The following is a 13,139-nucleotide window of genomic DNA, read 5'->3' as shown; positions in this document are numbered from 1 at the left end:
CAGCGTGTCGTTTACTGCCATGATAAAGGTATCAGGGGCCTAGCGGCCGAAGAAAAGGTCAGTTTTGTCTTCGCGGGTACCATCTTCCAGCGCGTACTCCTTGCGCATGGGGTAGTAGTCCATATCCTCCACGTTGAGGATGCGAATGAGGTTAGGATGGCCCGGGAACAGGATGCCGTAGAAATCATAGGCTTCGCGCTCCATCCAGTTGGCCGTGCCGTAGATGTCCGTCATGGTGGGCACCACCGGGTCGGCAATGGGGAAGAAAATCTTCAGGCGCAGGCGGATGTTGTGCACCAGGCTGTGCAGCATGTACACTATGCCCAGCTCCTGTCCTTCGCGCTCCGGCCAGTGCATGCCGCACATGGTGGTGAGGAAGTTGAGCTGCAATTCCTGGTCCTGCTGAAGGCCGGCAATGATGTCATGAATCCGCTCACGCGTGGTGGTCACCGTCAGCATGCCGTAGGGCTCCTCTACATCGGTAAAGGCATCGGCCCCAAACAAGCGGTGCAGCAAAGCCAGCAGCTGCGCGTTTTGCTGCGCGGCCGGGTCCAGTGCCGCGGCAGTTTCCTGGGCAGCGGGAGATTCTTCGTTCTGTTCAGCCATTCTGGTGGAAGAAGCTAGAGGAGAGAAGAGAAGCGAGGGTCCGGAATAAACTTCCCGCTCCTCGCTTCCGGCTTCTTACTTAATGTTATAAGACGCCAGCAGGGCCTGATACTCGGGCGAGTTGCGGCGGCGCATCGATTCATTTTTGGCCAGATCCTGCACGCGCATCAGGCCATCCAGCACCTGCTCGGGGCGGGGCGGGCAGCCGGGCACGTACACGTCTACCGGGATAATCCGGTCGATGCCCTGCAGCACAGAGTAGCTATCGAAAATACCGCCGGAGCAGGCGCAGGCGCCCATGGCCAGTACCCAGCGGGGCTCGGCCATTTGCTCATATACCTGCTTTACAATGGGCGCCATCTTCTTGGCAATGGTACCCATCACCATCAGCAGGTCGGCCTGCCGAGGCGAAAACGAAGGGCGCTCCGAGCCGAAGCGGGAAATATCATAGTGCGAGCCCATGGTAGCCATGAACTCGATACCGCAGCACGAAGTAGCAAAGGGCAAGGGCCACAGGGAGTTGGCGCGGGCAATGCCCACTACTTTCTCCAGCGACGTGGCAAAAAAGCCTGCACCCTCAATGCCTTCCGGTGCCTCTACAGTTTTGATTTCAGGAACTCTATTATCCATGCGGAAAGGTCAGTTTAGAAAACGGGAAACCCCGCATAGCCAACACTGCGGGTGGGCTAAAGGTTGCTGCTAACGGGCTTCATTCCAGCGCAGGACGCCTTTTTTGATAACGTAGGCAAAGCCCGCCATCAGCAAAGCCAGGAATACAATCATTTCGTAGAAGCCGGTTTTGCCCAGCTCCCGGAAGTTCACGGCCCAGGGGTACATGAAGATGACTTCCACATCAAACAGCACAAATAGAATGGCTGTGAGGAAGTACTTCACCGAAATAGGCGTGCGCGCATTGCCCACCGATTCGATGCCGCACTCAAAGGCTTCATCCTTCACGCGGCTCTTGCGGCGCGGACCGATGAGGTGAGAGGCAATCATGGAAAAAGCCACGAAGGCTATAGCCAGCACAAACTGCACGATAATCGGCAGAAAGTCAGAGGGCTGGTAATTGGAGGTTACAGCAAGAAGCATAAGCAGCAACGGGAAAAGGCCGTTCGGGAACGGCATTGGAGGGCAAAGGTAGGGCTTGGAGGGTTGGGAACAAAGGTTAAACCGGGTGGGTAAGGGAATGGCGTATATTTGGGCAAATCAGCAGTTGTGATATGGCACATCCTCAATCCCCAATGCGGCGCTACACCTTGGAAGAATACCAGGCGCTGGAAGAGGTTTCGGAGCAGCGACACGAGTTTTTTGAGGGGGAGGTGTATGGCATGTCGGGGGCTACTCCCCGGCACAACCTAATTGCGCAGAACTGCGCCTTTGCCCTGCGACAGGCAGTGCGTGGCAAAGGTTGCCGGGTATTTCTGGAAGGGGTGCAACTGGCCGTTCAGGCAGGCCACTATCATACCTATCCGGATGTGATGGTTACCTGTGATGCCGACGATCTGGCAGCTGAGCGCACCATGCACCATCCGGTACTCATCATTGAAATCCTCTCGCCCTCCACCGCCGACCACGACCGGAGTTGGAAATTCAATCAATACAAACAGCTATCCTCATTGCAGCACTACCTGCTGGTTTCTCAGCACACCTGCCTGGTAGAGTGGTTCCGGCGTGAGGAAAGCGGCGTGTGGTCCTTCACCCCGCTGGGCGAACTGACCGATACACTGAAAATCCCGGAGCTGGATGCTATGCTGCGTGTACAGGATATTTATGATGAAATAGACATTACGCCGATGCGGGCGCAGCCGCCAGCGGAGTTATAGCAGAACGTGTCATGCTGAGCGGTAGAGACGCTTCGGTCAACTCAACATGACACCCCGTAAGAAAATAGAAAAAGCCGCCCCGGTAACCCGGAGCGGCTTTTTCTGTCAGAAAGTTAAACGGCTTAAAAACCGCCTTTCGCTACGTTCAGGTCCTCGTGGTTATCCACGCCCAGGAAGGGGTAGCGGTAGTCTACCGGCGGTACGAAGGTTTCTTTGATAGCGCGCGGCGACACCCAACGGAGCAGATTCAGCATGGAGCCAGCCTTATCGTTAGTGCCGGAGGCGCGGGCACCGCCGAAGGGCTGCTGGCCTACCACAGCGCCGGTAGGCTTATCATTGATGTAGAAGTTGCCGGCGGCGTGCACCAGGCGCTTCGAGGCCAGATCAATGGCATAGCGGTCCTGGGAGAAGATAGCGCCGGTGAGGGCATAGGGCGAAGTGCCATCTACCAGATCCAGCGTTTTCTCGAATTCCTGCGAGTCGTACACGTACAGCGTGAGCACGGGGCCAAACAGCTCCTCACACATGGTGATGTACTGCGGGTTTTTGGTCACGATAATCGTGGGCTCAATGAAATAGCCTTTCGACTTATCGTAGTTACCGCCTGCAATGATTTCGGCCGAATCATCAGCCTTGGCACCGTCGATGTACTTGGCCAGCTTATCGAACGACTTCTCGTCGATAACGGCGTTGATGAAGTTGGAGAAATCCTCCACGTCGCCCATTTTAAACGACTTCAGATCTTCCTGCAGGTAGCCTTTCACTTCATCCCACATGTTGCTGGGGATGTACACGCGGGAAGCGGCCGAGCACTTCTGCCCCTGATACTCAAAAGCACCGCGGCTAATGGCCGTAGCCACCTGGCGCGGATGCGCCGAGTGGTGGGCCAGGATGAAGTCCTTGCCGCCGGTTTCGCCTACAATGCGTGGGTAGCTCTTGTAGGTGCTGATATTCTGACCAATGGTTTTCCAGATGTTCTGGAACACGCCCGTAGAACCGGTGAAGTGGATACCGGCGAAATCAGGATGCGAGAAGATAACATCACCGGCGGTGGGGCCATCCACATACACAAGGTTGATAACGCCATCCGGTACACCAGCTTCCTTGAACAGCTCCATCAGCACCTGGGCTGAGTAAATCTGGGTGTTGGCGGGCTTCCACACCACCACGTTGCCCATCATGGCCACGGAAGTAGGCAGGTTGCCGGCAATGGAGGTGAAGTTGAAGGGCGTGAGGGCAAACACGAAGCCTTCCAGCGGGCGGTGCTCCAGGCGGTTCCACATGCCGGGGAGGCTCTCCGGCTGCTGCCGGTAGATTTCCTGCATGAAGTGCACGTTGAAGCGGAAAAAGTCGATCAGCTCACAGGCAGCGTCAATTTCAGCCTGGAAAGCGTTTTTGCTCTGGCCCAGCATGGTAGCCGCGTTGAGGCGCGCCCGGTAGGGGCCAGCCAGCAGGTCGGCGGCTTTCAGGAAGATGGCGGCGCGGTGCTCCCAGGGCATTTCGGCCCAGTTGGTGCGGGCAGCCAGGGCGGCTTCAATGGCCTGGCCTACGTGGGTTTTGTCGCCCTCGTGAAACTGCCCCAGCACGTGCTGGTGGTCGTGCGGCGCGGTGATATTCTTGGTTTTGCCCGTGCGGATTTCCTGGCCGCCGATGTGCATCGGAATGTCGCGCTGTTGCTGTTTCAGCTCTTTCAGCGTTTTGAGCAGCTCCAGGCGCTCCGGCGAGTTGGGCGCGTAGCCTTTAACAGGCTCATTAATCGGGGTGGGAACGTTAAAAAAGCCGTTGGCCATAGCGGTTGCGGGTTTGGGTTGCAGATTATTAATGGAGAAGTGGGCGGGCAAAGGTATAAGAATACTGTCTGTCATCCCGCGCCCGGTACAGGGACCTGCTTGGGCTTGAACCAGAAGTGATACTACGATATGCTCCTGAGTGAGAAGGTCCTTTGCCGGGCTCAGGATGACACGATTTTTAGAGTTGATTTAGCATGTCTGCCACCTGCTTTTCCAGCTCAGCGCGGGAGCCGGTGTTATACAGCACGGCCGTGAACTGGTCATACGTATCCATCACCGTTTCGCTGGGGTGCGAGTCGTCACGGGTGCCGTCGCCGCGCTGGTGGAGCGGGTCGCCTTCCACGCGCAGCATAATGCCGCCCCGGTCCAGAATGGGCTGGGCTTCGTTGGGGAAGCGCACATCGGGAATGATGACAAACTGGTCTTTAGGCAGGCGGGCGAAAAAGGCCTTCACCCAGATTTCATAGTCCCAGGCGCGCAAGGCGGCCCCTACCTGCTGCAGCATCTCGCCGCGGGTGCGGCCAAAGGCCGGCAGAAGCTCCGTTTTGCCGTTTTGGGTATAATAGGGGGCCGTGCTTTCGCCGGTCAGGGTGGCACACACAGCCTTGATGGCATCCCCGAAGGACATGATCTGCCAGTTGCGTTCGGGCTGGAGCTGCTGAATCAGGTGAGCCACCGTGTCCTTGCCGCTGCCGCGCTTACCCGAGAGTCCGATGAGTTGTACCATAGCGGGCAAAGGTCGGGAGGAACGGGGCAATAGTTAGCCTTGGGTAAAGAAACAGCAGTTATAAAATGGCCCGTAGCTCGCTTAAACAGCTGATTTCGTAGGTCACTTCGTTGAAATGACGGCGCTTTTCCGGGTTGAAATACACCTGGTCAATACCGGCGTTGTAGGCGCCTAGTACGTCGCACTCCAGGTTGTCGCCTATCATCAGGCTCTCGGCGGCTGTGGCGCCGGTGCGCTCCAGGGCGTGCTGGAAAATGCGCGTATCCGGCTTAAGATGGCCGCAGCACTCCGAGGTGACAATCTCCTGGAAATAGTCCGTCAGGCAGGAGGCGTTCAGCTTGATGTACTGAATATCCTTGAAGCCGTTGGTAATCAGGTGCAGCTCGTAGCCTTTGTCGCGCAGGTAGTCCAGCACCTCGTAGGTGTAGGGAAACACCGCCGACTTCTTGGGCAGGATATCCGTGAACTGCTCTGAGATACCGGCCGGGGAGTCGGCTTCCGTGAGGCCCAGCTTCACAAAAGTGCGTGGGAAACGGGTGGCGCGCAGCTGTTGCTGCGTGATTTTATTGTTCTGGTACAGGCGCCACAAGCCGTGGTTGATATCGGAATACACCTGAATAAACGCATCTACCGTGAACGTGCCGAAGCGCTGCAGGTCGTGGTGGTCGAACAAGTGACGCAGGGTAACATCGGCGTTGGTTTCGAAGTCCCAGAGCGTATGGTCGAGGTCGAAGAATAGGTGGCGGTAGGACTTCAAGGAAGAATTCACGTCAGAATGAATATATATTTTGCTTGTCATTCTTCGCGGGGCTCAGGATGACAGATAGATTTTGGGATTGGAAAGCGAATCAGTCAATCAATAACCGCTTTATAACCTGGCCTTCGCCCAAGTGTTTCTGCACAATTTCGGCGGCGTCCTTGGGCTTTACGTCGCCGTAGAAGGTGCCTTCCGGGTAAATGACCAAGGCAGCGCCGGGGCCTTTTTTGCAGTGCTTGCACTGGTCCAGGCAGTTACAGGTCTGCACGCGGTTCCGGCGCTTTTCTCCGCCTGTCAGCAAGCTTTTCAGTCCCTGCTTCTTCAGCTCGATTTTGAGCGCCTTGGCAACCTCCCGGCCGATTTCGTTTTTCTGATTGGTGCAGACAAATAGGTGATGATCGAGCAGCATGGATGGCAGAGGGTAGGGGCGGAAGGGAGGAGCCGGCCGGCTTACGAAACGGGCGTTCCGGTCCAGCGGCGGTTTTGCAGCTTATACGCGGCCAGCTCCCGGTTAGACCAGAGGGTTTGGTACACCTGCTGGTCGTGCACCAGCTGCGGGTCGCGCTCCAGGTAGCCCAGCAACTGCTGCATCAGCTCTATTACCTCATCCTTGAGATAGTAGAAAACCCAGTTATCGAGGCGGCGGAAGCTGACGAGCCCCGCATTTTTTAAAAACAATAATTGGCGGGAAGTTTTTGTTTGAGTGAAGTCCAACACCTGTTCCAGGTCAGAAATGCACATTTCCTGATTTCGCCAGAGCAAGTGCAGGATGCGGACGCGGCTTTCGTCGCCCAGGGCTTTAAAAATTGGGAGGCCAAATGCAACGGTGAAGTGTTTTAGGCGCATCTTTTGTAAAAGCAGGAGGGCAGAACCAGTGGCCGGGGGCGCCACAAATTTACGCTAAACCGGCCGGCTCCCCCCAAATCCACCGTATACTTGTAGTCTGTAATGCCTTGTATGTCTGTTGTAGTTCGATATAAATTCCTTTTCCCGGCACTGCTGGTGCTGGTGTGGGCCGCTTTTTCCTCGGCCGCCCAGGCTCAGGGCCAACGGCGCGTGGTGCAGTTCACGGGTATTGTGGCCACCGGCGACTCTCTGCTGGGCGTGCCCGGGGCCACTGTGATGGTGCCCCAGGCCGGCCGTGGCACCGCCACCAATGCCTACGGCTACTTCTCCCTGCCCGTGCTGGCCGGTGATAGTATCGTGATTCGCTCCCTGGGCTACCGCAACCAGTGGGTGGTGATACCGCTGGACTACCCGCGCCAGAGCTACTCCGTTATTGTGCAGCTGAAGGAAGATGCCACCATGCTGCCGGAGGTTCGCATTTTCCCCTACGTGACGGAGCGAGACTTTAAAAAGGCTTTCCTGGCCCTGCGCCTGCCCACCGAGCGGGGCTCCCGCACTGCTGAAAACCTCAACGAGGAAATCATGAAGCGCATTTTCAATAATGCTCCTGTGACCAGCATGGGCAACTACCGCCAAACCATGCAGCAGCAGCAGTTTGAGCGCGACCGGCGCATGGGCATCGGCCCCTCGGTGCAGGCCAACAACCCACTGCTGAACCCCTTCAGCTGGCTGCAGCTCATCAAACAGGTGAAAGATGGCGAATTCAAGAAGAAAGAAGGCGTAGATTATTAAGCGGCGGGCCTGAAAGACGCCTGAAGCAAGAAAGAACCTCAGGTAGCGCCCCGCTGCCTGAGGTTCTTTGTTTAACAGACAACCTGGACCCGGTTTTCCCGGTAAAGCCAGTGTTTGCTTCATTAGTAGCTGAGTTTATATGGATACGAACCTTCCGGTTTCAAAAAATCCGCGGGTAGTGATTGTGGGTTGTGGCTTTGCCGGCCTGCGCCTGGCCAAAGAATTGCGCCACGCCCCCGTGCAGGTGGTAGTCATCGACCGCAACAACTACCACAACTTCCAGCCGCTGCTTTACCAGGTAGCTACCGGCGCCCTGGAAGCCGATAGCATTGCTTATCCCATCCGGAAAATATTCGCGGGCCAGGAGAATTTCTTCTACCGCATGGCCGATGTGCAGCGCGTAGAGCCGGAGCGCAATACGGTGGTGACGCATATCGGCGACATTCACTACGACTACCTGGTACTGGCTACCGGCTCACTCACCAATTTCTTTGGCATTGAGAGCCTGGAGCGTAATGCCATGCAGATCAAGAGCATTCCCAATGCCCTGAATCTGCGCAGCTTCATCTTTCAGAATTTCGAAAAAGCCCTGCTCACGGAAAACCCCGACGAGCGCCAGGCCCTGATGAATATTGTAGTAGTAGGCGGCGGCCCTACGGGCGTGGAAATCAGCGGCTCCCTGGCCGAGATGCGCAAGCACGTGCTGCCTAAGGACTACCCCGAGCTGGATTTGCAGCAGATGCAGATTATTCTGGTAGAAGCCGGCGCCGAGCTGCTGGGGCCCATGTCTAAAAAGTCGCAGCAGAAATCAAAAGAATACCTGGAAGAGCTGGGCGTTCAAATCCGGCTGAATACGTCCATTAAGCGCTACGAAAACTGCCGCGCCTATTACTCCGAAACCGAGTTTATTCCCACGGAAAACCTGATTTGGGCCGCTGGGGTGAACGGGGCGGCTATACCCGGCCTGCCGCCGGAAATTGTGGCCCGCAACAAGCGCATCAACGTGAACCAGTGGAACCGCGTGGAAGGCTTCGAGAATGTCTTCGCCATTGGCGATGTGGCCAATATGGTGACGGAAGACATGCCCCGCGGCCTGCCCATGCTGGCGCCCGTAGCCCAGCAGCAGGCCGATTTGCTGGCTAAGAACTTAGTGCGCATCCTGCAGGGGCAGGCGCCCGAGAACTTCAAATACCTGAACAAAGGCGTTATGGCCATTGTGAGCCGCAATAAGGCCGTGGTAGACTTGCCCAAAGACGTGCATTTCAATGGCTTCTTTGGCTGGCTTACCTGGCTGTTTGTGCACCTGATGACCCTGGTTGGCTTCCGTAATAAAATCGTGGCCTTTATTGACTGGGCCTTCAGCTACTTCAACTCCGACCAGGCCCTGCGCCTCATTATCCGTCCCTTCAGCCGCCGCGACGTGAAAGACGACCGGGGCAAGAAGGCCGCCGAGCACCAGACCGCCACTCCGGAATATATTCCTACCCCGCCCGCTATTCAAACCCCCGTAGGCTAGCTAAAGGGGTAATAATCCCAAGCTTTTTTCTATAAAAGGCCGTCATGTCGAGCAAAGTCGAGACATCTCGCTAGTGTGGTGAATAGTTGGACTACTATCCCAACCTCAGCAAGCGAGATGTCTCGACTTCGCTCGACATGACGGTCTTATTTATTCGTGCAGCTAAGCTGTAGTACTCAGAGCCCGCATCAGCATGGCTACCTGCGCCGATAAGGTGGCTGGATCATCCGTTAGCAGCAGGCGGGCATCAATGCCTACGCAGGTAGCGCCGGCTTCCCGCCATTCGGTGAGCATCGGCACTGTGGGCTGAATACCGCCGGTAGCCATAATGGGCAGGGTAGGCATGGAGCCGCGCAGGGCTTTCAGATAAGCCGGAGTAAGCTGGGCCGCCGGAAATAGCTTTACGAGGGCCGCGCCCAGCTGCTGGGCCTGATACACCTCATTCAGGGTCATGACGCCGGGCAGCCAGGCCAGGTTGTGGCGCTGACACACGGCCGCTACTTCCGCGCTGATAATGGGTTGAATGATAAAGTCAGCGCCCGCCTCAATAAACCGCTCGGCTTCTTCGGCCGTGAAAATGGTGCCGGCTCCCAGGAGCAGCTCTGGGTATTCTGCTTCTACAAAGCGCTGTAAATCGGCGAAGATGGCAAAGGCGTTGGGTCCGCGGTTGGTGAACTCAAACAACCGGACGCCGCCCTCGTAGCACGCTTGCAATACCTGGCGGGCATACACGGCTTCGGCGTGGTAGAAAACCGGAATTAGCGGGGTGCTCTGCGCTTGCGTAATGGTGTGCGTACGGGTAAATCGGGGCATAAGCGGAAGAAATTTCGGGTCAGGCCACCTTCCCCATTATGCTAAGCGGCAGGCGCCAGGTAGCCAGCTCTGGGTACGGCTATTTCAGACATTTGGGCGGGCCTACCGTGAGTTGGGGTACGTCGTAACTCTGGTAAATAGCCAGGCACGGTTGCGCAGTGGCATCCGCATCTGTAGCGGGCTGCAGGCTGAATACAAAGGTGTCGCCGGCTTTTAAAGTATCTGGAAGTGGGGAGTAAGTGCCAAACACGTTGGTATACACTGTATCCTGATACGTGATATTTTGCCCTACACTGGTTTCCTCCAACAGCTGGATAAGCAGGCCATTGCAGCTGGGACCAATGACCCGTCCCCGGGCGCAGTTCAGCTGCAGATTTACGTTTTCTTCCTTGCAGCTACTGATCAGGGCCAACGCCAACAAGCCGGCTACAGTGGCCAGAAATATCTTATGCATAAACCGGGGAGAGTAAGAAGTATGCCTTAAGGAGCCTGAGCCTGCTTAAATGGTTGCAGGCTTAAGCGCTACAACGCATACTCGCTCAGGGCCCGGTAAATGTCATGGATGCTTTTATCGTCGCGGAAGGTTTTGATGATGGGGGCTGCCTGCCCGCGCACCCAGATTTTCAGCTCCGATTCCAGATCAAAATGCCCGGTGGTTTCCATGGAAAACTGCGTGATGCTGCGGTAGGGAATGCTTAGCAGCTCGGCCTTTTTGCCCGTAACACCCTGCTTATCCACGGTAATCAGGCGCTTGTTGGTGAAGATTATCTGGTCCCGGATGAGTACGTATGCCCGTTCTACCCGCTCGGTAGAGGCCAGTACCTTCGTCAGCTCTTCCTGTAATTCCTGGGCATCTTTTTCTGATGCATTGCCGAGTAAGCCGTCGAGTAGTCCCATGTGAAAAGTAGCAAAGGGTAGAATAAAAAACAGCCGCACCAGTTGGCGCGGCTGTTTCAGTACTGGAGTTAGGCTTCCAGAGTTGCGGCTTAGTTGCTGCCGCCCGTGCTGGTGCCGGTTGGTTTCTTCTCCGTCTGCTGCATGGCGTTCTGCATCGGGTTCGTCTGTGCGCGCTGCTGCTGTTCAAACAACTCGAAGCGCGAAGGCGAATTCCGGTGCGGGAAGGCGTTGTTAGACAGGTCCGTATCGGCGGTTTCCAGGAAGGGGTCTAGCACAAAGCTTACAACGGGCTTCTCAGTGATGAACACCTTCGTTACCTGGGCGTTGTTCTTGCGCCAGATTTCGGCCGGAATGTTCACTACTTCCTGCTTGCCGTCCTCGTAGGTCATCTGCACAATAACCGGCATGGTGAGGCCGCCCAGGTTTTTCAGGCTTACCTCGTAGAAGTGCAGGCCGCCGGAAAGGCGCTTCTGCTGCTCGGGAGTAAGCTTAGATACATACTCCTGATAGCGCTTCTTGTCGGCCTCAGTGGTAGCCAGCGGGTCATACTGGTTGTAGAAGTCCTTCAGCTCGGGCTTGTCGTCTACCAGGGTACGCTTGATGTCCTGCAGGTTGCGCTGCTCCGAGAGGGTTTTAGGGGCCGCATTCAGTTGCTCGCGCTTGCGGACGTTTTCAATTTCGGGGTTCTTGGAGTCTACGGTGTACCACTTCACGCCTTCAATGCTGAGGTCGGTGTAGTCGGTGGTGTAGAACCAGCCGCGCCAGAACCAGTCCAGGTCAGTGCCGGAGGCGTCTTCCATGGTGCGGAAGAAGTCAGCGGGCTCGGGGTGCTTGTAGGCCCAGCGACGGGCGTATTCCTTAAAGGCGTAGTCGAAAAGCTGACGGCCCAGAATGGTTTCGCGCAGAATGTTCAGGCCGGTAGCGGGCTTGGCGTAGGCGTTCGGCCCAAACTGCAGCACCGATTCCGAGTTGGTCATAATCGGGGTCTGCACGTTTTTGCCGGTGCGCATGTAGTCCACAATCAGCTTGGGCTCACCGCGGCGGGAGGGGTAGCCACGCTCCCATTCCTGCTCCGTGAGGTACTGCACAAAGGTGTTCAGGCCTTCGTCCATCCACGTCCACTGGCGCTCATCGGAGTTGATGATCATGGGGAAGAAGTTGTGGCCCACTTCGTGGATAATCACCGAAATCATCCCGTATTTCCGCTCAGCGGAGTAGGTGCCGTCTTTCTCGGGGCGGCCGCCGTTGAAGCACAGCATAGGGTATTCCATGCCGCCCACCGGGCCGTGCACCGAAATAGCTACCGGGTACTCGTAGTCGATGGTGTACTTGGAGTAGGTTTTGATGGTGTGCGCGACAACTTCCGTGGAGTATTTGCCCCACAGCGGGTTGCCCTCTTTGGGGTAGTAGCTCATGCACATTACGGGCTTGCCGGCCTGCTTAATCTGCATGGCATCCCAGATGAATTTGCGAGACGAAGCCCAGGCAAAGTCACGTACGTTTTTGGCGGCGTAGGTCCAGGTTTTGGTGCCTTTGGCGCGCTTCTGCTCGGCGGCTTCGGCTTCCTGCTGGCTCACGATGAGCACGGGCGTTTTGGCATTCTTGGCTTTCTCCAGGCGCTGGCGCTGGGCGGCCGTCAGTACTTCGCCGGGGTTCTGCAGCACGCCGGTAGCGCCTACTACGTGGTCGGCGGGGGCCGTAATGCTCACGCGGTAGTCACCGAAGGGCAGGGCAAACTCGCCATTGCCCAGGAACTGCTTGTGCTGCCAGCCCTGAAAGTCAGAGTACACCGCCATGCGGGGGTAAAACTGGGCAATTTCGTAGAGGTAGTTCTTGTCCTCGGGGAAGAACTCGTAGCCGGAGCGCTGATTGATTTTCAGCTGGTCGTTGATGTTGTAGCTCCACTTGATGCTGAACGTAACTGCCTGCTTGGGCCGCAAGGGCGTGGGCAGGTCAATGCGCATCATGGTGTGGTTGATGACGTGGGACAGAGCTTTACCACCTTTCAGCTTCACTTCCGAAATCTTGAAGCCGCCTTCAAAGTCGGAGTTCATCAGGTACTCCAGCCCACGGAAGGACATCTTATCCGACAGCTCGCCTACTTCTGTGGCTTGCGTGATGGAGTTTTTGTCCATGATGTTCTGGTCCAGCTGCACCCACAGGTAAGTGAGCACATCGGGCGAGAGGTTGGTGTAGGTGATGTCCTCGGAGCCCGTGATGGACTGCTTTTCATCATCCAGCTTCACCTGAATGTTGTAGTCGGCGCGCTGCTGCCAATATTGGCTGCCGGGTGCCCCGGAGGCCGTGCGGTACGCGTTGGGCGTGGGCAGCTCCTGGCCCAGCTGGGCAAATTTATCGGTGCCGGAGTTGGTGGACTGGGCAGCCAATGGGCCGGCTACCAGCACCGCCACACCAGCCGTGAGGAAGAAATGTTTCAGCATGTAAACAGGGGTGAAACGAAGATCAAAAAACAGAAAATCAAAGCTACGAAATGACAATGCGAAATAAGACACTTTCAGGATAGGAACGTTGCATCTCTATAACAGCCACTGGGGCGGTTGCACTTTAA

15 protein-coding genes are annotated in these 13,139 nt (G+C 56.5%); 3 read left to right on the top strand and 12 right to left on the bottom strand.

All coding sequences use genetic code 11. The features are described 5' to 3' along the window. Positions 1-39: 39 nt before the first annotated feature. The 3 genes from AM218_RS11600 to AM218_RS11590 all read right to left on the bottom strand — a co-directional run bounded on the left by AM218_RS11600 (position 40) and on the right by AM218_RS11590 (position 1,698). Positions 40-606: an NADH-quinone oxidoreductase subunit C gene (locus AM218_RS11600; protein WP_082318199.1), complete on the bottom strand. Its 567-nt coding sequence runs from the start codon at positions 604-606 to the stop codon at positions 40-42. Between the two features lie 75 nt (positions 607-681). Beyond that, positions 682-1,236 (bottom strand): NADH-quinone oxidoreductase subunit B, encoded by a 555-nt coding sequence (locus tag AM218_RS11595; RefSeq protein WP_054414011.1) that lies wholly within the window; start codon positions 1,234-1,236, stop codon positions 682-684. A gap of 69 nt (positions 1,237-1,305) precedes the next feature. Then, positions 1,306-1,698: an NADH-quinone oxidoreductase subunit A gene (locus AM218_RS11590; protein ID WP_044511890.1), complete on the bottom strand. Its 393-nt coding sequence runs from the start codon at positions 1,696-1,698 to the stop codon at positions 1,306-1,308. A gap of 131 nt (positions 1,699-1,829) precedes the next feature. Between AM218_RS11590 and AM218_RS11585 the strand changes: the two genes are divergently transcribed. Next, positions 1,830-2,432: a Uma2 family endonuclease gene (locus AM218_RS11585; protein ID WP_071843771.1), complete on the top strand. Its 603-nt coding sequence runs from the start codon at positions 1,830-1,832 to the stop codon at positions 2,430-2,432. 122 nt (positions 2,433-2,554) lie between these two features. Here AM218_RS11585 and pruA read toward each other — a convergent pair whose 3' ends face one another. The 5 genes from pruA to AM218_RS11560 all read right to left on the bottom strand — a co-directional run bounded on the left by pruA (position 2,555) and on the right by AM218_RS11560 (position 6,552). Continuing rightward, entirely contained in the window at positions 2,555-4,222 is a 1,668-nt protein-coding gene (gene pruA / locus AM218_RS11580) for an L-glutamate gamma-semialdehyde dehydrogenase (RefSeq protein WP_054414009.1), read from the bottom strand. Positions 4,223-4,400: 178 nt separating this feature from the next. Further along, positions 4,401-4,949: a nucleoside/nucleotide kinase family protein gene (locus tag AM218_RS11575; RefSeq protein ID WP_054414008.1), complete on the bottom strand. Its 549-nt coding sequence runs from the start codon at positions 4,947-4,949 to the stop codon at positions 4,401-4,403. Between the two features lie 58 nt (positions 4,950-5,007). After that, a complete protein-coding gene (locus tag AM218_RS11570) occupies positions 5,008-5,718 on the bottom strand; it encodes a YjjG family noncanonical pyrimidine nucleotidase (protein WP_231717480.1) in 711 nt (236 codons plus the stop codon). Between the two features lie 79 nt (positions 5,719-5,797). Beyond that, the gene (locus AM218_RS11565) at positions 5,798-6,115 is read right to left on the bottom strand and encodes a (2Fe-2S) ferredoxin domain-containing protein (protein ID WP_054414007.1); all 318 of its coding nucleotides are present in this window, start codon (positions 6,113-6,115) and stop codon (positions 5,798-5,800) included. A gap of 41 nt (positions 6,116-6,156) precedes the next feature. Further along, on the bottom strand, positions 6,157-6,552 hold the full coding sequence (locus tag AM218_RS11560) for an ArsR/SmtB family transcription factor (RefSeq protein ID WP_054414006.1): 396 nt from the start codon (positions 6,550-6,552) through the stop codon (positions 6,157-6,159). A 111-nt stretch (positions 6,553-6,663) separates the two neighbouring features. Here AM218_RS11560 and AM218_RS11555 point away from each other — a divergent pair, with 111 nt between their 5' ends. Both AM218_RS11555 and AM218_RS11550 read left to right on the top strand, forming a co-directional pair. Then, the gene (locus tag AM218_RS11555) at positions 6,664-7,344 is read left to right on the top strand and encodes a carboxypeptidase-like regulatory domain-containing protein (RefSeq protein WP_054414005.1); all 681 of its coding nucleotides are present in this window, start codon (positions 6,664-6,666) and stop codon (positions 7,342-7,344) included. 139 nt (positions 7,345-7,483) lie between these two features. Next, positions 7,484-8,860: an NAD(P)/FAD-dependent oxidoreductase gene (locus tag AM218_RS11550; protein WP_054414004.1), complete on the top strand. Its 1,377-nt coding sequence runs from the start codon at positions 7,484-7,486 to the stop codon at positions 8,858-8,860. Between the two features lie 162 nt (positions 8,861-9,022). Here the strand turns inward: AM218_RS11550 and AM218_RS11545 are convergent, their stop codons facing one another. The 4 genes from AM218_RS11545 to AM218_RS11530 all read right to left on the bottom strand — a co-directional run bounded on the left by AM218_RS11545 (position 9,023) and on the right by AM218_RS11530 (position 13,011). Further along, a complete protein-coding gene (locus tag AM218_RS11545; RefSeq protein ID WP_054414003.1) occupies positions 9,023-9,673 on the bottom strand; it encodes a beta/alpha barrel domain-containing protein in 651 nt (216 codons plus the stop codon). Between the two features lie 79 nt (positions 9,674-9,752). After that, the gene (locus AM218_RS11540) at positions 9,753-10,127 is read right to left on the bottom strand and encodes a hypothetical protein (protein ID WP_054414002.1); all 375 of its coding nucleotides are present in this window, start codon (positions 10,125-10,127) and stop codon (positions 9,753-9,755) included. Positions 10,128-10,195: 68 nt separating this feature from the next. Next, positions 10,196-10,570, bottom strand: coding sequence for a PH domain-containing protein (locus AM218_RS11535; protein ID WP_054415537.1), 375 nt, complete (start codon positions 10,568-10,570; stop codon positions 10,196-10,198). A gap of 89 nt (positions 10,571-10,659) precedes the next feature. Then, on the bottom strand, positions 10,660-13,011 hold the full coding sequence (locus AM218_RS11530; RefSeq protein WP_054414001.1) for a M1 family metallopeptidase: 2,352 nt from the start codon (positions 13,009-13,011) through the stop codon (positions 10,660-10,662). Between the last annotated feature and the right edge of the window lie 128 nt (positions 13,012-13,139).

This window comes from Hymenobacter sp. DG25A (assembly GCF_001280305.1).
Classification (GTDB): Bacteria; Bacteroidota; Bacteroidia; order Cytophagales; family Hymenobacteraceae; genus Hymenobacter.
Note: the sequence above shows the minus strand (reverse complement) of the source record. Positions and strands in the feature narration are given on the sequence as shown.

Excerpts from the sequence above, each read along its gene's own strand:
- AM218_RS11600 (WP_082318199.1), bottom strand. The coding sequence starts at position 606 with ATGGCTGAACAGAACGAAGAATCTCCCGCTGCCCAGGAAACTGCCGCG.
- AM218_RS11595 (WP_054414011.1), bottom strand. The coding sequence starts at position 1,236 with ATGGATAATAGAGTTCCTGAAATCAAAACTGTAGAGGCACCGGAAGGC.
- AM218_RS11590 (WP_044511890.1), bottom strand. The coding sequence starts at position 1,698 with ATGCTTCTTGCTGTAACCTCCAATTACCAGCCCTCTGACTTTCTGCCG.
- AM218_RS11585 (WP_071843771.1), top strand. The coding sequence starts at position 1,830 with ATGGCACATCCTCAATCCCCAATGCGGCGCTACACCTTGGAAGAATAC.
- pruA (WP_054414009.1), bottom strand. The coding sequence starts at position 4,222 with ATGGCCAACGGCTTTTTTAACGTTCCCACCCCGATTAATGAGCCTGTT.
- AM218_RS11575 (WP_054414008.1), bottom strand. The coding sequence starts at position 4,949 with ATGGTACAACTCATCGGACTCTCGGGTAAGCGCGGCAGCGGCAAGGAC.
- AM218_RS11565 (WP_054414007.1), bottom strand. The coding sequence starts at position 6,115 with ATGCTGCTCGATCATCACCTATTTGTCTGCACCAATCAGAAAAACGAA.
- AM218_RS11560 (WP_054414006.1), bottom strand. The coding sequence starts at position 6,552 with ATGCGCCTAAAACACTTCACCGTTGCATTTGGCCTCCCAATTTTTAAA.
- AM218_RS11555 (WP_054414005.1), top strand. The coding sequence starts at position 6,664 with ATGTCTGTTGTAGTTCGATATAAATTCCTTTTCCCGGCACTGCTGGTG.
- AM218_RS11550 (WP_054414004.1), top strand. The coding sequence starts at position 7,484 with ATGGATACGAACCTTCCGGTTTCAAAAAATCCGCGGGTAGTGATTGTG.
- AM218_RS11545 (WP_054414003.1), bottom strand. The coding sequence starts at position 9,673 with ATGCCCCGATTTACCCGTACGCACACCATTACGCAAGCGCAGAGCACC.
- AM218_RS11540 (WP_054414002.1), bottom strand. The coding sequence starts at position 10,127 with ATGCATAAGATATTTCTGGCCACTGTAGCCGGCTTGTTGGCGTTGGCC.
- AM218_RS11535 (WP_054415537.1), bottom strand. The coding sequence starts at position 10,570 with ATGGGACTACTCGACGGCTTACTCGGCAATGCATCAGAAAAAGATGCC.
- AM218_RS11530 (WP_054414001.1), bottom strand. The coding sequence starts at position 13,011 with ATGCTGAAACATTTCTTCCTCACGGCTGGTGTGGCGGTGCTGGTAGCC.